General features: G+C 59.0%; 19 protein-coding genes. 11 read left to right on the forward strand and 8 right to left on the reverse strand.

The genetic code is table 11. The features are described 5' to 3' along the window. Positions 1-17: 17 nt before the first annotated feature. Complete coding sequence (locus tag IE102_RS07630) at positions 18-1,226, reverse strand: pyridoxal phosphate-dependent aminotransferase (protein ID WP_189485793.1); 1,209 nt, start codon at positions 1,224-1,226, stop codon at positions 18-20. Positions 1,227-1,567: 341 nt separating this feature from the next. On the opposite strand from IE102_RS07630, the gene IE102_RS07635 reads away from it, so the two are divergent. The 6 genes from IE102_RS07635 to rodA all read left to right on the forward strand — a co-directional run bounded on the left by IE102_RS07635 (position 1,568) and on the right by rodA (position 8,677). Then, entirely contained in the window at positions 1,568-2,314 is a 747-nt protein-coding gene (locus tag IE102_RS07635; protein WP_229807615.1) for a TVP38/TMEM64 family protein, read from the forward strand. Between the two features lie 314 nt (positions 2,315-2,628). Beyond that, positions 2,629-3,672: a rod shape-determining protein gene (locus tag IE102_RS07640; RefSeq protein WP_189485794.1), complete on the forward strand. Its 1,044-nt coding sequence runs from the start codon at positions 2,629-2,631 to the stop codon at positions 3,670-3,672. Between the two features lie 75 nt (positions 3,673-3,747). Then, a complete protein-coding gene (gene mreC, locus IE102_RS07645) occupies positions 3,748-4,911 on the forward strand; it encodes a rod shape-determining protein MreC (protein ID WP_189485795.1) in 1,164 nt (387 codons plus the stop codon). Beyond that, a complete protein-coding gene (locus IE102_RS07650; protein WP_189485796.1) occupies positions 4,908-5,477 on the forward strand; it encodes a rod shape-determining protein MreD in 570 nt (189 codons plus the stop codon). The genes mreC and IE102_RS07650 overlap by 4 nt, the downstream gene beginning before the upstream one ends. Before the next feature lie 12 nt (positions 5,478-5,489). Next, entirely contained in the window at positions 5,490-7,505 is a 2,016-nt protein-coding gene (gene mrdA / locus IE102_RS07655; protein ID WP_189485797.1) for a penicillin-binding protein 2, read from the forward strand. Between the two features lie 8 nt (positions 7,506-7,513). Next, positions 7,514-8,677, forward strand: coding sequence for a rod shape-determining protein RodA (gene rodA, locus IE102_RS07660; protein WP_189485798.1), 1,164 nt, complete (start codon positions 7,514-7,516; stop codon positions 8,675-8,677). Between the two features lie 207 nt (positions 8,678-8,884). Here rodA and pip read toward each other — a convergent pair whose 3' ends face one another. Then, complete coding sequence (pip, locus tag IE102_RS07665) at positions 8,885-9,877, reverse strand: prolyl aminopeptidase (protein ID WP_189485799.1); 993 nt, start codon at positions 9,875-9,877, stop codon at positions 8,885-8,887. Between the two features lie 65 nt (positions 9,878-9,942). Here pip and IE102_RS07670 point away from each other — a divergent pair, with 65 nt between their 5' ends. Then, positions 9,943-11,199 (forward strand): MFS transporter, encoded by a 1,257-nt coding sequence (locus tag IE102_RS07670; protein ID WP_189485800.1) that lies wholly within the window; start codon positions 9,943-9,945, stop codon positions 11,197-11,199. 155 nt (positions 11,200-11,354) lie between these two features. Here the strand turns inward: IE102_RS07670 and dgcA are convergent, their stop codons facing one another. The 4 genes from dgcA to gloB form a co-directional block, all read right to left on the reverse strand. After that, positions 11,355-12,335: an N-acetyl-D-Glu racemase DgcA gene (gene dgcA / locus IE102_RS07675; RefSeq protein ID WP_189485801.1), complete on the reverse strand. Its 981-nt coding sequence runs from the start codon at positions 12,333-12,335 to the stop codon at positions 11,355-11,357. Continuing rightward, on the reverse strand, positions 12,335-15,208 hold the full coding sequence (locus IE102_RS07680; RefSeq protein ID WP_189485802.1) for a coiled-coil domain-containing protein: 2,874 nt from the start codon (positions 15,206-15,208) through the stop codon (positions 12,335-12,337). The genes dgcA and IE102_RS07680 overlap by 1 nt, the downstream gene beginning before the upstream one ends. Before the next feature lie 155 nt (positions 15,209-15,363). After that, entirely contained in the window at positions 15,364-16,026 is a 663-nt protein-coding gene (locus IE102_RS07685) for a hypothetical protein (RefSeq protein WP_189485803.1), read from the reverse strand. A gap of 200 nt (positions 16,027-16,226) precedes the next feature. Next, positions 16,227-16,976 carry a hydroxyacylglutathione hydrolase gene (gene gloB, locus IE102_RS07690; protein WP_189485804.1) on the reverse strand — a complete coding sequence of 250 codons (750 nt, stop codon included), beginning with the start codon at positions 16,974-16,976 and terminating at the stop codon, positions 16,227-16,229. Positions 16,977-17,133: 157 nt separating this feature from the next. Between gloB and IE102_RS07695 the strand changes: the two genes are divergently transcribed. The 3 genes from IE102_RS07695 (at position 17,134) to IE102_RS07705 (ending at position 19,549) form a co-directional block, all read left to right on the forward strand. Beyond that, positions 17,134-17,880: a class I SAM-dependent methyltransferase gene (locus IE102_RS07695; RefSeq protein WP_189485805.1), complete on the forward strand. Its 747-nt coding sequence runs from the start codon at positions 17,134-17,136 to the stop codon at positions 17,878-17,880. A 65-nt stretch (positions 17,881-17,945) separates the two neighbouring features. Next, positions 17,946-18,464: a SixA phosphatase family protein gene (locus tag IE102_RS07700; RefSeq protein WP_189485806.1), complete on the forward strand. Its 519-nt coding sequence runs from the start codon at positions 17,946-17,948 to the stop codon at positions 18,462-18,464. Beyond that, entirely contained in the window at positions 18,464-19,549 is a 1,086-nt protein-coding gene (locus IE102_RS07705; RefSeq protein ID WP_189485807.1) for a quinone-dependent dihydroorotate dehydrogenase, read from the forward strand. The genes IE102_RS07700 and IE102_RS07705 overlap by 1 nt, the downstream gene beginning before the upstream one ends. Positions 19,550-19,560: 11 nt before the next feature. On the opposite strand, the gene IE102_RS07710 is transcribed toward IE102_RS07705, so the two are convergent. Beyond that, positions 19,561-20,625, reverse strand: coding sequence for an alpha/beta hydrolase (locus IE102_RS07710; protein WP_189485808.1), 1,065 nt, complete (start codon positions 20,623-20,625; stop codon positions 19,561-19,563). A gap of 371 nt (positions 20,626-20,996) precedes the next feature. On the opposite strand from IE102_RS07710, the gene IE102_RS07715 reads away from it, so the two are divergent. Next, complete coding sequence (locus IE102_RS07715) at positions 20,997-21,200, forward strand: cold-shock protein (protein WP_189485809.1); 204 nt, start codon at positions 20,997-20,999, stop codon at positions 21,198-21,200. A gap of 54 nt (positions 21,201-21,254) precedes the next feature. Here the strand turns inward: IE102_RS07715 and gluQRS are convergent, their stop codons facing one another. Further along, positions 21,255-22,085 carry a tRNA glutamyl-Q(34) synthetase GluQRS gene (gluQRS, locus tag IE102_RS07720; RefSeq protein ID WP_189485810.1) on the reverse strand — a complete coding sequence of 277 codons (831 nt, stop codon included), beginning with the start codon at positions 22,083-22,085 and terminating at the stop codon, positions 21,255-21,257. Between the last annotated feature and the right edge of the window lie 34 nt (positions 22,086-22,119).

The following is a 22,119-nucleotide window of genomic DNA, read 5'->3' on the forward strand; positions in this document are numbered from 1 at the left end:
AGGGGGGCATCTTGGCTTTACTTCAGGCTGGCGCAGAAGCGCTGAATACGCTCACAGGCTTCGGTCAGGACGGCTTCGGACGTGGCGTAGGAAATGCGGAAGAACGGCGACAGGCCAAACGCCGCGCCGTGAACGACGGCGACCGTTTCGGTTTGCAGCAGTTCGGACGCAAAGTCCTCATCGGTCATGATGACCTTGCCCGAAGGCGCGGTCTTGCCGATCACACCCTCGATCGATGGATAGACGTAGAACGCGCCTTCCGGGGTCGGGCAGGTGATGCCTTCGCAGGCGTTGAGACCGGCGACCACCAGATCGCGGCGCTTTTGGAAGACGGCGGCGCGCTCAGGGATAAAGTCCTGCGGCCCGTTCAGCGCCTCAACCGCCGCCCACTGGGCGATGGAGCAAGGGTTGGAGGTCGATTGCGAAATGATCTTCGACATCGCCTTGATCAGCGGCTCAGGGCCGGCGCAATAGCCGATGCGCCAGCCGGTCATCGAATAGGCCTTGGACACGCCGTTCATGGTAAGCGTCCGGCCATAAAGTTCCGGCACGACCTGCGCGATGGTCGTGTATTTGAAACCATCAAAGATCAGGTGCTCATACATGTCGTCGGTCAGAATCCAGACCTGCGGATGCTTTTTCAGCACTTCGCCCAGCGCCTTAAGCTCAGCCTCGGTATAGGCCGCACCCGACGGATTGGACGGTGAGTTGAGGATCAGCCACTTGGTCTTGGGCGTGATGGCGGCTTCTAAGGTCTCCGGCTTCAGTTTGAACCCATCGGCCATTTCACCGACGGCAAACACCGGAGTGCCGCCCGCCAGCAGCACCATGTCAGGGTAAGACACCCAGTACGGGGCCGGAATAATCACTTCGTCGCCGACGTTTACCGAGGCCATCATGGCGTTATAGATGACCGGCTTACCGCCCGGAGAGACGGACACTTGTGTCGTCGCATAATCCAAACCGTTTTCACGCTTGAACTTGGCCACGATGGCGGCTTTCAGTTCAGGGATGCCGTCAACGTCGGTGTAGCGGGTTTCGCCGCGCTTGATTGCCTTGATCGCCGCGTCGCAGATATTTTCCGGCGTATCAAAGTCCGGCTCACCGGCACCAAGGGAAATGACCTTCTTGCCTTCGCGGGCAAGCGCCCGGGCCTTGGCGGTGACGGCCAGCGTGGGTGACGGCTTGACGCGTTTCAGGGTTTCGGATTCGGAAAAGGGGGCCATGAGCGTTCCTGCGGAAGGTATGGGTGTATCGGTTGCGAAGCTACGGGTCAGCGGATTTGACGTGCCGCTGGTAAAGCTCAAAATTCTCTTTACGCGCCCCGTGTCGTTTGTCCACTCGTCAAAGTTCATTTGCGGATAATTCGTGCTAGGTCAATGTGAATAAGACGGGACAGGTGTATCCCTGAAGTCATAGTTGCTGACGTTGCGGCGGCTTTATCATCTATTGCGCCTTTGAGTAGCCGAAATCAGTTGATAGGTGTCATTTTCGGGTTTAAGTGCCCCAAAAGTCACCGTCACACGCGGTAGTTACCGCTGTGACGGGTTGCGGATATATTTTGATTATGGTGCAAAGCCTCAAGGCCCTCTGGGACAATGTGTGGTCCTTCCTGACCAATATGGACTCAAAGGTCATGCGCGCCGTGTGGGTGACGCTGGCCCTGTTTGCCTGCGTCGGCCTTGTGTTCATGATCGGTAAGACCGATATCGGCCATGAACTGACCCATGAACTCGAAGCGTGGATGGCGCACTATTCCAAGTCGCCGTGGGCAGTGTTCATTGTCATCGCGGTCTTTACGATTTCAGCCTTTATTGCCGCCCCTCAGTTTGTGCTGATCGCCGCCTGCGTGGTGGCGTTCGGGCCGTGGCTGGGCTTTGCCTATTCATGGGTCGCCACCATCGTCTCAGCCGCCGTGACGTTTTATGCCGGACGGTTTATCGGGGCAGATACCCTGGCCAAGATCGAGGGCAAACGGATGCAGCGCCTGTCGGAATATATCGGGCGTAACTCGTTCAGCGCGTCGTTTATCGTCCGCAATGTTCCGTCGGCACCGTTCATCATCGTCAATATGGCGTTCGGCGTGTCTAAAGCGCGTTTTTCAGGCTTTATCCTGGGCTGTGCGCTGGGCTCTATCCCTAAGACAGCACTGGTCGCCCTGTTCGGATCGTCGTTTTCGCGATTGACGTCCGGCGGCGACTGGAAGGGGGCGGCCCTGATCGCGGTCATCGGTCTGGCGTGGATGGCGCTGATGATTTTTGCACGCACCCTGATCGAGAAATGGCGCGAAAATGGGCGAGGTCCGGCCTCTTAAGGTGCTGCCCGAAAAAAGCCGCAATAGGGTGGTGGGTTTGCGCCACTATTTTTTGGTTTTAATTTCATCATAGTCCTGAAAAACAAAGGCTTTTAAACGGGCCTTGTTATTTTGAATCATCTTTTTAAACTTGTCGCTTGCAATTGATTCCAGTTAAGGGCAAGTGACTGTCTCCCTGACATCGGGCATATGGTTTATGTGCATGGTTTGCAGCCTGTCTGCCCCGTCCGGATGAGGTGTCTTTGACCGCTGTGGCGGCTCGGGCGCAGATTAAAAAGTAATTCTGATCAGACTTCAAAAAGCGGTTGTATTCTATGTTTAAAGGCTTCTTCGGCGGGTTCTCGAACGACATTGCGATGGATTTGGGGACGGCCAATACGCTCATATACATGAAGGGCCGGGGCATAGTTCTCAATGAGCCGTCGGTGGTGGCGCTGCGTAATGTCGGCGGCCGCAAGGTGGTTCACGCCGTGGGCATAGAGGCCAAGCAGATGCTGGGCCGCACGCCGGGCCACATGGAAGCCATCCGCCCGATGAAGGACGGTGTTATCGCCGACTTCGAAGTCGCCGAAGAAATGATCAAATATTTCATCCGCAAAGTCCATAACCGCAAAGGCTTTGTGAACCCCAAGGTGATCGTGTGCGTGCCGTCAGGTGCAACTGCCGTGGAACGCCGCGCCATCAACGATTCGTGTCTGAATGCTTCGGCGCGCCGCGTGGGTCTGCTGGATGAGCCTATGGCCGCAGCTATTGGCGCCGGTCTGCCGATCCATGAGCCGACCGGGTCGATGGTCGTCGACATCGGTGGCGGGACGACCGAAGTGGCCGTTCTGTCGCTGTCGGGTATCGTCTATTCGCGTTCGGTGCGCGTCGGCGGCGATAAGATGGACGAAGCCATCACCAACTTCATGCGCCGTAACCATAATCTGCTGATCGGTGAAACGACGGCCGAGCGTATCAAAAAAGACATCGGCACCGCCCGCGTCCCCCATGACGGCGAAGGTCTGGCCATCGACGTCAAGGGCCGCGACCTGATGCAGGGCGTGCCGCGCGAAGTGCGCATTTCGGAACGTCAGGCCGCAGAAGCTTTGGCTGAGCCGGTCGCGCAAATCATTGACGCGGTTAAGGTTGCGCTTGAGGCCACTCCACCGGAACTGGCTGCTGACATTGCCGACAAAGGCATTATGCTGACCGGCGGCGGGGCTTTGCTGCGCGGTCTGGACGTCGAAATCCGCGATCAGACAGGTCTGCCGGTATCAGTCGCCGAAGATCCGCTATCGTGCGTGGCCATCGGTTGTGGTCGCGTGCTGGAGCATCCGCGCTGGATGCGTGGTATTCTGGACGCCACTCTGTCGTAAGCATATCAGCCTAAATTCTGTCGCTAATCGGCGCTATAAGGCCAGTCTAAAGTCGTTTGATTCGGGGTCAGTCGCGTGCCGCACGGGGATAAGCATTTCGAGCATTTGAAGCTGCCGGTCAACTGGGGCGTAATGGCTCTGGTGGCGGCGGTCTGTATCTTTGGTGCGCTCAGCTTTCTGGGCGACCGGCGCGAAGAAGTGTCGGGGCGTTCCTACGGCAACCGCTCAGGCTTTGATGCGGCCGCAGGGCCTGCCAGTAACGTGCTGGCCACCCCGGCCCATGTGGTCGGTGACGGGGCCAACTGGATCGATGACTATTTCTTTGCCGTGCGCGAAAACCGCATCCTGAAAAAACGGGTGCAGGATCTGTCGCTGTATCGCGATATGTATTTCCAGCAAAAAGACATTTCCGAACGCTATGAAAAGCTGCTCAACCTGCGCACCGAGCCGCCGGTGGAGATGGTGACGGCGCGTTCGGTCTCGGTCTCGCGCGGGCCGTTCAATAATAATCGCCTGATTGATGCCGGATCGAACGCAAAGATCCGTTTTGGTAATCCGGTCATTACCGATCAGGGGCTGGTTGGCCGCGTGGTCGGCGTCAGCCCCAAGGTCAGCCGTGTGCTGATGATCACCGATGTGGTCAGCCGTACCCCGATCATGATTGCCCGCTCCGATGCCCGCGCCGTCATGTCCGGTGATGGCGGTGAGTTTCCGCGCCTTGATTTCGTGCGCGGCAAGGATGCGGTCAAAAAAGGCGACCAGATATTGACCTCCGGCGACGGCGGCATCTTCCCGCGCGGTTTGCCGGTGGGTGAAGCGGTACAGGGGGTTGATAAGGTCTGGCGGGTTAAGCTTTATGCCAACCGCGCCCCGATCGATTTTGTGAAAATCCTGCTGTACGAAGACTTTTCACAGTTCCCGGAAGCCGATCAGGTGTTGATGACGCCGCAGATCACCGAACTTCTGCCGCAACCGGCAATACCGCAGCCTGTGACCGCAGGGGCGGCGGCATCTTCCGCAGGTGTGGCGTCAACAACGCCAGCCGGTGGCGCGACGTCTAGTGCAGCCACCCCGGCATCGGGAGCATCCGCGACCTCTGCCGCGGCCCGTCCGGCCGCCCCTCGACCTGCACAACCCAGACCGGCGCAGACACGCCCAGCGCAGACACCCGCCACGCAGCCCACTCAGGCCCAAACCCAAAGCGCTGCGGCCACACCTTCGACCGAGGTGCCTTTTTGAAAACGCCGTTTATCAAGACGCCGCTTAAGGTGACGCTTGATCGCGGCGTGCGCAAAGGCATGGCCCAGCGCATGATCGGTCCGCTTGACTGGATCGGCTGGCCGGCTTTGGGTGTGCTGGCGGCGACCATAGTGCTGGCTACGCCGATGAAGGTGTTCGGCCTTTACCTGCCGGAGCCGGTATTGCCACTCGCCCTGGCTTTCGCATGGCCTCTGATCCGCCCGTCTTACGTTGCGCCGTTGGTGCTGGCGCTGATGGGCGCGTTTCTGGATTATTTCTGGGGTGCACCGTTGGGGTTCTGGACCCTGTCGCTGATGATCGTCTACGGCGTGATTTTTTTGCTGCGCGGGTATATGGTCGGGCAGGACATGATGGTCATCGCCGGACTTTATGGCGTGGCGGTCATCGGTTTCTTTATCCTGACCACCCTTATGGCGACGATCGATTCCGGTATGGTGCCGCGTCTGATCAGCGTGTTCGAGCAGGCTCTGGCGACCTTTGCGTCGGTATTTCTGGTGTTGTGGCTGCTTGAGTCTTACGTCCACGCCGATGTGCGCTTTCAGTGAGTAATGGCATAGATGGCTGAAACCTCGATCATTTTCAGCGATGTCAACGAACGTCAGGGCGTGTTCTCGCGGCGCGTCTTCCTGATGGGCGGGGTGGTGGCGTTTGGCCTGTTTGCCCTGACCGGACGGCTGGCGCAGCTTCAGCTTATTGAAGGCGGCAAGTACCGGCGTTTGTCCTCGGCTAATCAGTTCAACTACCGCCTGATCCCGCCGCCGCGCGGGCAAATCCTTGATCGTAACGGCGTGGTCATTGCCGGAAACCGGCCGTCCTTTTCAGTGCTGGTGATGCGCTCTCAGGTCAAGGATATCGACGAAACCCTGGATCAGATCGCTTATGTCCTGCCGCAGACCCTGCTGCGTCGCAGGGCGATTCTGCGTGACATCAACCAGAGCAGGCGCTTTGCCCCGACCGCGATTGCCACCGACCTGAACTGGGAAGACTTCGCCAAGGTCAACCTCTATGCCTCGACCATTCCGGGGGTCGATGTGTCGATGGATGAGGTGCGCGTGTACCATTACGGCGGCGCATTTTCGCACGTCATCGGCTATGTGGGTAAGATTTCCGACAAAGACCTTAAGGCCGAAAACGCCGCCACTGGCGACGAAGAACAGCTTGATCCCATCCTGCTGCATCCCGGCTTTCGTATAGGTAAGCAAGGCATTGAAAAGGCCTTTGACAAAGACCTGCGCGGGGTGGCAGGAGCGCGTAAGATCGAAGTCAACGCCACCGGCAATATCATTGCCGAAGACTCAGACGGCATGCGTCCGGCCACACCCGGCGAAGATGTCGTCCTGACGCTGGATGCCGAAATTCAACAACGCGCGCTGGAGGTCTTTGGCGAAGATTCCGGCGGGGCGGTGTTGATGAACATCCACACCGGCGAAGTGCTGTGTATGATGTCGGCGCCGTCGTTCGATCCGAACCTGTTCGTGTCGGGGATCTCGTCCAAGGCTTACGGCCTGTTGCGCGACTATGAGCGCCTGCCGCTGCTGGATAAGTGCATTGGCTCGACCTATGCGCCGGGGTCTACATTTAAGGTCGCGACGGCTCTGGCCTTTCTTGAGGGCGGCATAAACCCCGAAGAGCGGGTGGTGTGTTCAGGCAGCTACCGCTACGGCAATCGCTCCTTTGCTTGCCACAAACGCGGTGGCCACGGCCCGCAGACCATGCATGACGCCATTAAGAATTCATGCGACGTCTATTTCTACCATATGTGTAATCGGGCTGAGGCCGGCCCTGACCGCATCGCCCAGACGGCGCGTGCGCTGGGGATGGGCCATGTCTTTGAAAACTTTGAAATCGCGGGTCAAAAGCGCGGCACCATTCCTGACCGTGAATATAAGCGCACGGCCTTTAAGAACGATCCGAAATGGCATCCGGGGGAAACCCTGTCGGTTGCCATCGGTCAGGGCTATGTGACGACCTCAGCCCTGCAACTATGTACCTATATCGCCCGCATCGCCAATGGCCAGAAGGCGGTTGAGCCCTATCTGGTCAAAAAAATCGGCGAAGTCGAGAAGGTTCCGTTCAAGGATTTCAAGGACTTGCCGTTCTCAAGGGCGCATCTTGATATCGTCCGCGCCGGCATGGTCGCCGTGTCCAATGATGTGACCGGCACCGCCTATCGCAATTCGCGGCTGAACCTCGGCAATATCGAAATGGCGGGCAAGACCGGCACGGCGCAGGTGCGCTCCTACGATAAGGTGACTAACCGCCGCAACGAAGGCATACCGTGGAAGCTGCGTGACCACGGCCTGTTTGTCGCTTTTGCCCCGGCCGATAATCCAAAATACGCCATTGCGGTCATCGTCCAGCACGGTATGGGCGGGTCGATGTTTGCCGCCCCGAAAGCGCGGGAGATCATGAAGCTGGCCCTGATCAAGGACCCTGAAATGCAGGCCCGCATCATTCAGCCCATGCCGGTTGATCCGAATTTGGCCAATGCACCGGATCAGCCGCTGACGTCCGATGCGGCCCCCGAACCGCTTGATATCAACCCGTCGCCCGACGCTATCCCACCGCAGTAAGGTATCTTATGGCCGAAAGCGCACTGACACGCCCCGGACAACGCGAACGCTATCAGAACAAGTTTGCCCAGATCGACTGGACGCTGTGCCTGATGATGGCCCTGATCGCCGGTATGGGCTCACTGGTGCTCTATAGCGTCGGTGGCATGTCGTGGGACCCGTGGGCCTATGACCATCTGTTTCGGTTTGGGCTGTGTTTCGTGGTCATGATCGGCCTGTCCATGATCAATCTCAGTATCTGGCTGAGCATAAGTTACTGGGCTTACGGTGGATCGCTGTTGCTGCTGGTGGCGGTTGAACTGTTCGGTAAGGTCAAGATGGGGGCGCAGCGCTGGCTCGATATCGGCATCACTGATATTCAGCCGTCTGAGTTCATGAAACTGGCCATCGTGCTGGCTCTGGCGCGCTGGTATCATGAAAATTCGGCTAAGGACGCCAACTGGTCGTGGAAACTGCTGGTGCCGATCTTCATGATCCTGATCCCGTTTACGCTGGTGGCACACCAGCCGGATCTCGGCACCGCCATGCTGATCCTGATCACCGGTGTTGCGGTCATGGTGGCGGCGGGCCTGAACTGGAAAGCGATTGCGACGGCTGCGGGGGCAGGGATTGTCGCTATTCCGTTTGTGTTCACCTTCGTCCTGCACGACTATCAGGCCAAGCGCATCACCACCTTTCTTGACCCGGAATCCGATCCGTCGGGGTCGGGTTACCACATCCTGCAATCGAAGATCGCCATGGGGTCGGGTGGGCTGCTGGGTAAGGGGCTGGGGCTGGGCTCTCAGTCGCAACTAAACTTTCTGCCGGAAAAGCACACCGACTTTATCATGGCGGCGGTGTCCGAAGAACTGGGCTTTGTCGGTGGGGCATCGGTATTTCTGCTCTACGGGTTGGTGATTTTCATGGCCCTGCGCATTGCCATGTTGTCCCATAGCCACTTTGGCCGACTGGCCGTGGCGGGGGCAATTGCCACCTTTGCCGTCTATGTGCTGATCAACGGGGCCATGGTCATGGGGCTGGCGCCGGTCGTGGGCGTGCCTATGCCGCTGCTGTCCTATGGCGGCTCGGTCATGCTCACGGTGATGGTGGGCTTTGGCCTGATCCAGGGTGTGAGGGTGCATAGATACCAGGAGCTACCCCGCCAGAATTCGATCTTCGCCCGCTTCGAATAAGGGAAAATCGTGAGATTTGAGCCAGATAATAGCCGACAAGCGCCGCAGGTAGACTAACTACCTGCAAGCGCAGACTGCGTATTAACTGGCTCAAATCTCACGATTTTCCAGCCGGGGGGCAGAACTTTTATACCTCCCCAGTTTACTGGGGAGGGGGACCGCACGAAATCGCGCAGCGATTGAGATGTGGTGGTGGGGGCTCTTTACCTACCCCAATACCTCAACCGCCTGATCACAGGCCGCCACCAGCGCCTCTAATATCCCCGGATCAGAGGACGAATGCCCGGCCTTGCCGATCAGCTTAAAGCGCGCTTCCGGCCACGCCTTGTGCAAGGCCCAGGCGCTGTCCATCGGGGTGACCACATCAAACCGGCCCTGAATGATCCATGCCGGAATGTGGCGGATGCGGTCGATGTGATCGAGTATCCAGGTCTCAGACTCAAAGAAGCCCTTGTTCTGGAAGTACCACGATTCAATGCGGGCAAAGGCGACCGCGAATTCGGTATCGGTGAATTTTGACGGCGTATCAGACGGCCCTTCGATCGACAGGGTGGCCCCCTCCCAGCCGCTCCACGCCAGAGCCGAGGCCGCTTGTGCTGCCTTATCATCACCGTTCAGCCGACGGATGTGGGCGGCCATCAGGTCGTGGCGCTCATCTTCGGGGATGGGGGCCACGAAATCCTCCCAGATATCGGGGAACAGGTAGCTGGCGCCTTCCTGATAGAACCATTTCAGTTCCTTTGGCCGCACCATGAATATGCCGCGCAAGATCAGAGCCATCACCTTGTCCGGGTGACTGATGGCGTAGGAAAGCGCCAGTGTCGACCCCCATGACCCGCCAAACACCGCCCATTGCCCAATCCCAAGCTTTTGCCGCAGGGCCTCGATATCGGCCACCAGATGCCAGGTCGTGTTGTCGCTCAGGTCAGGATCGCTTGAGGCATGCGGTGTCGATTTCCCGCAGCCACGCTGATCTAACAGGATAATGCGGTAGAGTTTCGGATTGAAGTAACAGCGCAAATTGGGGCTGGTACCGCCACCTGGGCCGCCGTGCAGCACCACGACCGGAATGCCGTCCGGGTTACCGCTTTGCTCATAATAGATCCGGTGGCGGCCCCCCGCGGCCATATAGCCCTGATCATACGGCTCTATGGCGGGATAGAGGCCCTTGGCGGGTCTGGGGTTGAGGGAATCGGTCATAATCAAGTGGCGTTTGAGGCAGTTGCGATGGTAATGGGCAGGTGTAAGGCCTATCAAAGACTGAAATGTCACGGATCACAATACCTTTTTCCCGCAAAGACCCGCAATCGCCGCGCCCTGATCTGTCGACGCGCGCGCGTCAGGCGTTGTTTTACACCTTTGTCTATATCGGCACCGGCGCGTCATTGCCGTACATGCCGCTGTGGTTCCAGTCCCAGGGCTTAAGCGGGGCTGAGATCGGGCTGATCCTCGCTGTTCCGCTGTTGCTGCGGGCCGTTACCGGGCCAATCATCGGCGTGTGGGCCGATAATTTCAGGCTTTACCGGACGCCGATGATATGGCTGGCGCTGGCGGGAGCGATCTTTTATGCTTTGATGGCGGCGTCACCGGCCTTTGGCGATTATAAATTCTATGGTTTTCTGGTGCTGTGGACGGTGGGGTATACGCTAACCACTTCGGTCAGTCCGCTGATTGACGCCATGACCTTTCAACTGGCAGCAAAAGAGGGCTTTGCCTACACCTTTCCGCGCGCGATCGGTTCGGCGGTGTTTGTCGCGACCAATATCCTGCTGGGGTTTTTGCTAACCCTGCTGACGCCCGATATCATTTGGGTGTGGGTGGTGCTGGCGGGGATGGGAATATCGGCAGCGGCGGCGCTTATTCTGCAACCGAAATCCAAGGACGACTTACCAGACGTGGATAAGGTTGCGAAAGAGGGGCCGCATGAAAGCGGGGTGGTACGGCTGAAAGTCCTGCTGGCCAATCCGACCCTGGTGTGGGTGGTGGTGGCGATGGGCTGTTTTCAGGCCTCCCACAGTTTTTATTACGGTTTTTCGACCATTATTTGGCAAGGTGAGGGCTATAGCGGCACCATCTGCGGTTATCTGTGGGCCGTAGGGGTGGTGGCCGAAGTCGCCTATATGGGCCTGACGCTAAACTGGCGACGACGCATCGGGCCGTGGCGAATGCTGGTTCTGGCTGGGATTTTAAGCGTGGTGCGCTGGGGGATCATGGCCCTGTCGCCGCCGCTGTCGGTGCTGTGGTTCGTTCAGGCCCTGCATGCTTTTAGCTTTGCCGCCATCTATTTGGCCGGGCTTGAACTGGTGCAGACCCTGTCGCCGCGCCGTCTGGGCGGTCTGGCCCAAAGCCTCAGTGCCGCCTTTACGACCGGGGTGATGATGGGACTAGGGACGCTGGCATCAGGCGCCGTCTATGACCGTATCGGGTCGGGTGGTTACGGCTTGATGGCGGGGCTTTCATTGGCCGGTCTTGGCATTGCTGTATGGCTCTATTTAGTTCCCTCTCCCCGTGCCCTCAAGTAGCGAAGCGATAGGGCAATCAGAATGACGGGGAGAGGGGTAGGGTGAGGGGCCTTAACAAGCTTTCAACATGCTGAACATGGGTTTTTGCCCCTCATCCGGCCAGCCATCAAAGATGTCGGGCCACCTTCTCCCGCTTGCGGGGAGAAGGAGATGATTTAGCCCCAAAGTTCGGGTAACGGCGGTTCCAGCATAGAACCCACGATCCCCAGACCATATTCCCGGTCTTTGGCCAGCAGCAGCGGCCCGTCCAGATCCACGAAATCAGCCCCTTGGGCCACGATCATGGCCGGAGCCATCGACAGCGACGTCGCCACCATGCAACCGACCATGACCATCAGTCCCTTATCGCGGGCGGCCTGATTGAGTTTCAGCGCCTCGGTCAGCCCACCCGTCTTATCAAGCTTGATATTCACGCACTCATAAAGCCGCGCACAACGTTCCAGATCGGCCGAGGTATGCAGGCTTTCATCAGCGCACAGCGGCACCGGCGACGTGTAACCCAGCAGAGCCTCATCATCCACGACCGTTAAGGGCTGTTCAATCAGCACCACCCCCAGCGCCTTAAGCTCTGGCGCAATCCGTTGCAGGGTCTCGAAATCCAGCCCTTCATTGGCGTCTACGATCAGGCGGGTTTGAGGGGCGTTCAGCCGCACTGCCTCAACGCGGTCCAGATCATCCGGCCCACCGATTTTGAGTTTCAGGATCGGACGGCGGGTATTGGCCGCAGCCTGCGCGCCCATAGCTTCGGGGGTATCCAGGCTTAAGGTATAGGCAGTCTTGAGCGGCGACAGGCTACGCAATCCGGCGGTTTTGAACGCGGGCACACCGTTTTGCTTGGCACGCAGATCCCATAGGGCGCAATCCAGCGCATTTCGCGCCGCCCCGGCGGGCAACAAAGATTGCAGAGCGTCAATGTTGAGGCCCGCCTCAACCTGCGCCCGGATCGCCTCAAGTTCCGCGATAGAGGCGTTGATACTTTCGCCATATCGGGCATAGGGCACGCTTTCGCCGCGTCCGATGTGATCTCCGTCACGCAGTTCGACATAGAGCACCTGCGCTTCGGTTTTCGATCCGCGGGCAATGGTGAACCGGCCCGCAATCGGCCAGCTTTGGGCCTCAATAACAAACGCGGTCATCAGGAAAGGTCGCTGATCGCCGCATCGAACAGCAGGTATGCCCGGCCGGTATCGTTGGCCAGCACATCCATCAGGGCCGCTTCCGGTTCTGGGGTCAGCAGGGCGACATTGATCTGACGGTCATAGAAGGTTACGAAATCATTGACCTGTTCCCGCAACTCGGCATCCGCACTCAGGCGGCGCGACAGGCGGTGCACCGGATCGGCGGCGACGCGCACAATCACTCGACGGGCCGTGTCATTGTCATCGGTGGCGATGGCCGCGACCGCTTCTTCGAGGCGCGAACGGGTGATCAGGGCCTTGGCATCAATCCCCATACGTGAGACTTCGTTGATCAGCATGTCATCAAGGTTATCAAACTCTTCGGCGTCAGGCAGGGCAGGTGTGGCATTGGCCAGAGCCTCCTGCGCCGCCTGATAGGAATAGGGCGGCGGGGCCGGCGGTTCATCGTTGTCCAGTTCCAGCGGCGGCGCTGCCGGTTCCTGACGGCGCGGCGTGCGCGGGTCGTGGCTGTTCATACCGCCGAGGAGGTCGCGCCAGGACCAGCCATCGCTTTGGGACTTGGCCTGACGCGGATCAACTTGCGGCTCAGGCTGAGGGGCTGGGATGTGCATGTCGTCGTCGACATCATGCTCAAGCGGCGTCAGACGCAGGCGCGGCCGCGGTGCTGGGGCCTCCGGCGGGATGGGCTCATAGGTTTGAGCGACCGGTTTCGGCTGAGGTGCGGCGGGGGCTTCAAACGGGGCCGACATAACATCCCGCGATACCGGGCGGGCTGGCGGGCGCGGGGCTTCGCGGGCGGGCGCCGGTTCACGGGCTATGTCTTTGGCGGGCGGGGCGACGAACGGATCAAACGGCTCAGGGGCCACGCGGCGCGGCGCCGGTTGAGGTGCGGGCTGAGCGACCGGAGCCGTGGCTGATCTCGTGGGCTCTGGCCGAACAGGTTCCGTCTGTGCCGGACGCACGGGCTGTCCGTAGGATTTACGGGCGTCGGTATCGGTGGGGCGAAGCGGCGGGCGCGCAAAGGTCGAGGCCGACGGCGCCGTGCTGTGCCCGGAGACCATACCCATCATGCGCACGGTTTCCTGGAGCATTTCATAGTTGCGCTGCACCCGCTCCTGAAACTTCTGATCGACGGCTTCGGTCTCAAGCGCGGCGCGGCGGGCAGATTCGGTCATGGCCAGAAGCCCGTCTTCGACGCTGCGGCGGATTTCATTGATCCGTTCCTGCGCGATGTGCGGCAATTCATCGGCGCGGGCATAAAGCCCGTTCATGGCGCTGGCGACATCGGTGATGGCGGCCTGAGCGTGCTGGAAGGTCTGATCCAGCCGCTCGGCGGTGCGGTCACCGGCTTCATTGATCAGGTCCGCGGAATTTTCAATCAGGCGGCGGGCAGCGGCAAAGCGGCTGTCGAACGCTTCATCAGCTTTTTTACCGGCTTCGAACAGGGCTTCATTCAGACGGTCTACCCGCGACTGGGCGGAACCTGCCGCCGCATCGGCAGTGCGACGGGCGTCTTCGGCGGCGATATTGAGGGCCTCCAGAGCCTGACGGGTTTCCGCAATCAGTTCATCGCGCGCGTCAGCGGCCATGGTCGAAATATTGGCCAGAGTTGAATGGATGCGCGTCTCATATGAGGTGCGCTCATTCTCCGCCGCGCCTATCGCCTGACGCAGATGCTCCTGTGCGGCGATAACCAGATCGCGCAGCACATCGGCCCCGCGCGATGAGGTTTCGCCCAGATCGACGGTCGCCTGACGGGCGGTCATCAGCGCGTCGGTCAGTTGGTTGCGCTGGCCTTCGATATGCTGGGCGAAGTCTTCCTGATCGGCGCGTAGGGAAAGCGCCGCCGATACTAAACCAGCGCGTTGTTGCGACAGGCCTTCTTCGACGGTGCGGATTTGATCGACCACGCCGTTTCCAGCGGTTTCCAGCCGCAAGGTCTGGCGGCTCAGGTCGTCCGATATCGCGCTGGCGGTGGCCTGAGCGTCGGCGGCGACACTGGCGAGGTCGGCGGCGCGGGCGGCAAGCGTCGCTTCGGCTTCACGAAGCTGGGTCTGAGCGAGGTCTGAGGCATCGGCGACCATGCGCGCCTGCCGGTCGACCGCATCGATCACGCCCTGAGCCTGACCATCCAGCACCTGGGTCATCTTATAGATCGCGTCGCGTTCTCCTCCGAGAGAGGTAGTGATGGCGCGGGTTGTGTCTTGCGCGGTCGTGGCGGCATCAAGGATACGGTCGGTTTCCGACTTCATCTGGTTGGCCAGGGTCGTCAAGTCGCGGTGGGCCATCTGAACGGCGCGCACGGCCTGATCGACCTGATGGCGCAGGTTTTCCACGAGTTTGCTGGCATTATTGGCGGCGGTGGCGGCAGGGCCGACCATGGAGTCGGCAAGGTCTGAGGCGCGGCGGGTCTCACGCGCCAGAATAGCCGCCTGACGCAGCAGGAATGCCGAGGCGAACACCATGCCCGCCGGGAACAGGCCCATAAAGACCAGAATGATGGCCTTGAGCGGGGCGGTAACAAAGGCGTCAAGCTGGGCTTCGGCACCGAGCGCAAAGGCGGCCAGCCCCAGTGCCCACAGCAGGCTGACAAAGGTGGCCCCAACCCAGTAAGGGCCTGAATTTACCGTCATTTCCTGACGGCGGGTGGGGGTGTGCAAAGGTTGCAGTTCCGAAGACCGGGCCTGTGCCGGACTAGCCGATTTCGCGGCAACCGGCGGGCTGGCTTCGGGGGGCGGCGTCGGGGTGGCCACGTCATCAAAAATATCATCAGCGTGAGGTGAGAAGGCTGTATGGGTTTCAGCCTCACGCGCCTCGCCATCAACTTGCGGCGCGGTCAGATTAAGCGGCGGACGGGTTCTGAATTTCATAAACGGCACCTTTGAGCCATATCCGGATTGTTCATCGGGTTGGCTTATCCCATGAGGGGAAACGCTATCCTCAACCGGCGCGTATGGTAAAGGGGTTTGTCAAAATTTTTGTCAATTTTTCGTGGAGATGCCGAACCTTAGCGGCATTTTATAACTCACAGAATGATATCGCCTGACGGATGCGCGGTCGGGTCCATCATTTGCCGGGCGCGTTCGGCCTCGGCCGCTGCGCAGGCGGCTTGCGCGACCAGTTCCAACTGCTGAGCGTGGGCTTTTGCGGCTTCAACAGACGCCAGATCAATCGGTGGTATAGTAAAGGCTTCGATGTTGAAAGGCTCGGTGGCAAAGCTTTGCGGCAGGGTAACCGTGACGCCGCTAAGCGACTTACCGTCATGGCGGAACGACAGACGTGATCCCGGATGTGATATCGGGCGCGCGTGGGGCTTCATTTCTGCGGCTTCGATCTGAGCTTCGAACGCCTTCATCTGGGCTTCGTGCAGTTTCATATCAGCTTCGTGCGCGCTAATCTCGGCTTCATATTCGGCGCGTTCGGCAATGGCAGCCATGTGGTCGGCTTCGGCATCCGCCGGTTCGCTATGGATATCGCTGATGGGCTGCGGGGCCAGGGGTGCCGACGGTGGTTGCGGCGCGGACACTGGGGCGACTTCCGTCACGGGCGGCGCGTAAGACGAAGCTTCCGGCGGGGTGGAGGCGGGTGCGCCGCGACCGACCGGTATTTCCGAAGCGCCAAAATGCGCAAAGGCCGCCGCAATCAGCGCGGCGATAAAGGAAATAACGATGTCAAATATCGATGACATGACAGGCTGCGCAAGAGATAGGGTTTGGCCGCAAAGGCGGCGGGAATCATGTGTTCAGGTAATACGCAGGTTACTTATGCTCACTTTATGCCCTGTTTTCATCACGGTTGCAACTGAAACCGGCGCAAGTTTTTGACGTAAAGTCATGTGGCCTTGATAGGTTTCTACTTGCGGCAAATTTGTGGCAATTTGGTAAAGATTCAGCGAAACTGATCCTTGCGGGCGCGCAGGTCGCCAAAGCGGTTCGCCTGCGCGTCAAAATCCGGCTCCATGAGCGGGAGTTTCAGGAACGGATTGGCGCGGATTTCATCGCCAAGGCGCGAGGGTACGGTGGCCAGGGCACCTGCGCGGCGGGTGCGTATGTCGCTGGCCTGAACCGCCAGATCATCATGAATATCAAGGCTTTCGGCAAAGCGTAGATTGTCGAGCGCATATTCATGGGCGCTGTAGATAAGCGTATCTTCGGGCAGGGTCATCAGGCGCGTCAGGCTCATCCACATGTCGGTGGGCGTGCCTTCGCGCAGCCGCCCGCAGCCCAGCACAAACAGGCAGTCACCGACAAACGCGACTTTGAGGTTGCGGTTTACATAGCCAATTTGCCCGGCGGTGTGACCGCGCAGATCCATAATCTCAAAGCGCGTTTCCCCCAGAACAACCTCGTCGCCGGGGTGTATGACCTGATCCAGAGGGGCGACTTTGGTGACCTCCTGCGGGCCTAAAACCTCGCAGCCAAAACGGTCTTTCAGCGTCTGATTACCGTTCGTGTGATCGGCGTGCCAGTGGGTGTTGAAGATGTAGTCAAGCCGTCCCCAACCCAGATCCGCAACGCCGCTCGCAATCACGTCCGCGTCGGGAGTGTCGATAGTGGCCACCTGTCCGGTCGCCTGATCGCGGACTAAAAAGGCGTAATTGTCCTGAAGACAGGGGAAGACGCGGATATCAAGAGCCATGTCGCTTATGTAAGTGCGGCCGTTCCTATTGTCAAAGAATGGCCCTATTGTCAAAGAATGGCCATGTGTAAAATAGGGGGACGGTTGTATGTTCAGGGGAATTGCTGCTAACATAATGCCCTGAAAAGAATAGTTCCTATAAGGATTTGCGTAGCCCGTGCGCCGTTCGGTCGAAGATTTAAACCGGTTTTATACCACCCCCGAAGGGATGATGGCCCGCCAGATGGTCAGCGATAAGCTGATGGAAGCGTGGGATGATGTGACCGGCCTCGATGTGCTGGGGCTGGGCTATGCCACGCCGTATCTGGCCCCGTTTGCCAAGGCACGAAGGGTTCTGGCGGCCATGCCGGCGGCGCAAGGCGCTGAAATCTGGCCCGAAGACCTGCGGGTGCGCTCGGTTCTGGTCGATGAGCAGGCTCTGCCGTTTTCGGGCGGCCTGTTCGACCGGATTTTGCTGATCCACGCCCTCGAAGAAGCGCAAAATCCGGAACGTCTGTTGCTGGAGGCGTCGCGCCTGCTGTCACCCAATGGCCGTCTGATTATTGCGGTGGCGGCGCGCGGCGGATTCTGGGCCCATGCCGAAAAAACCCCGTTTGGCCACGGATTGCCCTACAGCCGCATGCAGCTTGAAACCGCTATTCGCGGTGCTGAGCTTGAGCCGCTGGCCTGGTCCTATGCGCTTTATACGCCGCCGTGGCGGGCCTTGACGCGCTGGTCAAAGACGATTGAAATGATCGTTCCGAACGTGCTGCCGATGAATGGCGGGCTGATCCTGATGGAAGCGGGCCGCCGGCCGTTTGTGGCGCTGACTCAAAAGTCCGCTGACAAATCGATCTTAAGCGATATCCGTGAGGCCCTGGGGGCGAAGCCCGTGCCGACAGCGCGTGAGATCGAAAAGGCATGAAATTTTAAGTTGAGACCCGTTGATTGTGCTTTTCGAGTCATAGATTTTGGGCCATATCACCCTTCATGAAACATCTGATTATCATGCGCCACGGCAAGGCGGAAAAAGACGCCGAAAGCGGCGAGGACTTCGATCGCGATCTGGCCCCGCGGGGCTTGCGCGAAGCGGCGGCGGTGGCGCTGGCCCTTAAAGATTATGGGCTAAAGCCTGATTTTGCGCTGGTCTCTTCGGCCCACCGTACGCTCCAGACCTTTGAGCAGGTATCAGCCGTGTTTGGCGGGATCGACGCCGAAGTTAACGACGCCATTTATAATGCCGACTCGCGCAAACTGCGTCAGTTTATCGAGGCCCATGAGGATCGCGGTGAGTGCCTGCTGCTTATCGCCCATAATCCGGGCGTGCAGTATCTGGTGGCGGAGTATCTCTATGAAGGGGCGGCAGGGCCTGAGGTTACGGACCGTATCCGCAACAGCTACCCGACCGCGACCGCGACGGTATTCGAAGTCGATGTGGCGGGCCGCCCGACCTATGATGGCCTCTATAAGCCCAAGGATTTGATTGGCGCCGATGAGGAACCGGCCTGATGGATTTTTTTAAACCCATCGTCAGAACCCTGCACGCCCTTGATGGCGAAGACGCTCATATCGCCACCCTGCATCTGCTGAAATTGGGCAATGTGACGGGCATTGGGCCATCGTCAGATTACAATCCGCCGGAACTGAGTGTAACCATTCCTTATGAGGGCGGGGCGCTTGAAGTTGGCAATTGCGTGGGGCTTGCCGCCGGTTTCGATAAAAATGCCGATGTGCCGCTGGCCATGATCCGCGCCGGTTTTGGCTTTGTCGAATGTGGTACGGTCACACCTCTACCGCAGGCGGGCAACCCCCGGCCGCGTCTGTTTCGCCTTAAAGAAGACGAAGCCGTCATCAACCGCATGGGCTTTAATAATAAGGGGCTTGAGGTCTTTTCCGGCCACCTGAGCCGCTATGCCGGACGGCCCAACCATGCGGTCATCGGCGCCAATATTGGCGCGAATAAGGACGCGACCGATCGTATGGCCGACTATGTGACGGGGCTGAAAACTCTGTGGGGTTTAAGTTCTTATTTTACGGTCAATATTTCGTCCCCCAACACGCCGGGTCTGCGGGCTTTGCAGGGGCGCGGGCATCTGGATGAGTTGTTGGCGCGCATTGCCGAGACGCGCCATGATCTGAAAAGCGTGACCGGCACCAACTATCCGATCTTTCTCAAGATCGCGCCTGACCTCGATGAAGCGGAGATTGTGGATACGGTCGAAAGCGCCATCGATCATAAGCTGGACGGGCTGATCATCTCCAATACGACGCTTGAGCGGCTGGACACGCTTAAGTCCGCCCATGCTGGTGAAAGCGGCGGTCTGTCGGGGGAGCCGCTGTTTGCGTTATCGACGCAGGCTCTGCGCATCGCTTATGGCGCCTCCGCAGGTAAACTGATGCTGATCGGGGCAGGGGGTATCAATTCCGGCGAACGGGCCTATGCCAAGATCAGGGCCGGGGCCTCACTGGTGCAGCTTTATTCGGCGCTGGTCTATGAAGGGCCGGGCCTGATAGACCGCATCAAGCGCGATCTGGTCAAGTGGTTGAGGGCCGACGGCTTTACCCACATTTCCCAAGCTGTGGGGCAAGGTTAAGACGGTATCCATTACGCCAGTAATTTCAGCCAGTTTTGCGAAATATCTAAAGCGGCGCTGCGGGCCGTATCGACGACATCGGTAAATAGAGGAAAGCTGTGTGGCAGGGTGTCGTAGCGACGATAAACCACCTCGGTGCGGGCCTCCATCAGACGGCGCGTCCATGCCTCGGCCTGATGGGCGACGGGATCGAGGCCACCAGCCACGATCAGGGCCTTGGGTTGTCCTACGACCACAGATTCCCTCAGCGGCGACACCTGCGGCGCAGTCAGGTCGATGCCGGCACCGCCGTAGTGATCGATCAGGGTGGCGATATCCGCCGACGACACCGGCCAGCTTTTCGCATAGGCCGAGGCAGCAATCGTATCATCCGCCAGATCAAGCAACGGTGAAATCAACAGTTGAGCGACCGGCAGGGACTTGAACTCGCGCTTAAGGTCAAGGCACAGCCGTGTGGCCAGAGATGCGCCAATCGATTGTCCGCCCACCGCGACCGCACCGGTCATAACCCCCAGGGAGACGGCATTGGCCACTGCCCAGTCATAGGCCATCCGCGCGTCCTCTAATGCGGCCGGAAAGCGGTGCTCGGGTGCCAGCCGGTAGTCGGGTAAATAGACCGGGCTCTTGGTTTCAGCAGCCAAAAGCGTGGCAAAGCTTTTAGACAATTCGCTGCCGCCTAACACCCCGCCGCCATCGTGAAAGAATACGATCAATGGTGCATCGGGGGCTATGATAAGCGGGCGGATCAACTGTCCGCTGATCGGGGCGCTTATCTGGCCGCTGATCTGGGTTGTGCTGCCGACCGGCTCGATACGCACCCGCCCATCCAGAGGGGCGCACATCAGGTTTGCGGCGTCGCGCCACTCCTGGCGGGCCAGCTCCAGCGGACTTCCGTTCAAGGTCAGCGGTGTCGGCTGTTGGCTGCTCAGATAGGTGCGCCACAGAAATTGAATCTGCGCATCAAGGGTGCGTCCATCGACATGGACGACGCTGCCGCCCGCCAGAAAGCGCAGGACGGCCGGAGGCAGTGACAAAACCCGCTTAAGGAACAGGCGTCTAAGGACGGAGGCGCGCATAGGGTAGAGGGACTCCCGGCAGAAAAAGACGCGGATTGATATCTAGCCTAGGCAGGCGCGCCACAGAAGGGGGGCTGGCCAATTTTTTAGCCACCACGCGCATTGGATAACATTGTTCTGATGAATCTCACGGGTTTTTTATGAGCAGACGGGCGGTTTTACAGTGTTTTTATTTGACCGCTAAAAAAACCGCTGTCTTAATGCTCGCACAATTCGTTAGTCTGGCTGCCGATACCACGGGCTCCGGTGATATGTTCCTTTTTGGGGCCATGTCTCCAGATCTCAAACTAACTGCTACCGAGATATGCGATTGTCTACGGGAAGTGCGCTTCCCACCTCGATAACAGCTCGTTTTAGATAAGGAGAGCATCATGGCTGAAGGTACAGTCAAGTGGTTTAACTCAACGAAGGGCTTCGGCTTCATTCAGCCGTCTAACGGTGGTTCAGATGTGTTCGTGCACATTTCCGCCGTTCAGCGCGCGGGCCTGCAAGGTCTGGCTGATGGTCAAAAGATCGCCTACGAACTGCAATCCGAGCGTGGCAAGACTGCAGCGGTTGATCTGAAACTGCTCTAAGCGGTTTTAAATCAGAAATCAGAAAACGCAGGTTCCAGACGGAGCCTGCGTTTTTTATGTTTTGGCGGCACTCGCAATCAGGGCTTTGATGTCGGCCGGGCTCATCCCCTCATTGCGAAGATCACGGATGGATTTCGAGCCCTTACGCTTGGCCAGACGATGGCCGGTGTCATCCAGCAGCAGGGCATGGTGATGATATTGCGGGGTAGGTAAACCTAGCAGGGCCTGAAGCAAAACCTGAGTGTGGATGGCCTCAAACAGGTCATGGCCGCGATGGATATGGGTTATCCCCTGACGGGCATCATCGACCACGACCGCCAGATGATAGGCTATGCCGACATCCTTACGCGCCAGAACGACATCGCCATTTATCGACGGATCGGCCGCCTGCCAGCCATGCTCGCCGCGTCCGCCGCGACCTTGTTCTTCAAACCCTAGCCCATCCCAGCGTGAGCCCAGATAGTCGAGGGCTTCGGGCAGGGATAACCGCCAAGCTGGCTCACGATCCAGCGGCGTATCGGTAGTGGGCAGAGGAGGGGTGTCTTGAGGGGCGCTTAAGGCCTCCAGCATCAGTTCCTTGCGGGTCTTATAGCATGGGTAGACCAGTCCCATACTTTTCAGGCGCTCAAGGGCGGCCTGATAGTCGGCCATATGTTCGCTCTGGCGCAAAACCGGCTCCGGCCAGTCAAGCCCCAGCCAGAGCAGGTCATCATAGATCGCCTGCTCATATTCTGTTCGGCAGCGCGTATGGTCGATATCCTCAAGGCGCAGGATGAACGCACCGTCGTGACGGCTCGCCGCTTCAAACGCCGTAAGCGCACTGAACGCATGGCCCAGATGCAGATATCCGGTCGGTGACGGGGCAAAGCGGGTGGTGTAAGTCATTTGGGAAACATAGCGGCTGTCGCATAAATTTCAC

Origin of the sequence: Asticcacaulis endophyticus (assembly GCF_014652575.1) — a bacterium.
GTDB classification, from domain to species: Bacteria; Pseudomonadota; Alphaproteobacteria; order Caulobacterales; family Caulobacteraceae; genus Asticcacaulis; species Asticcacaulis endophyticus.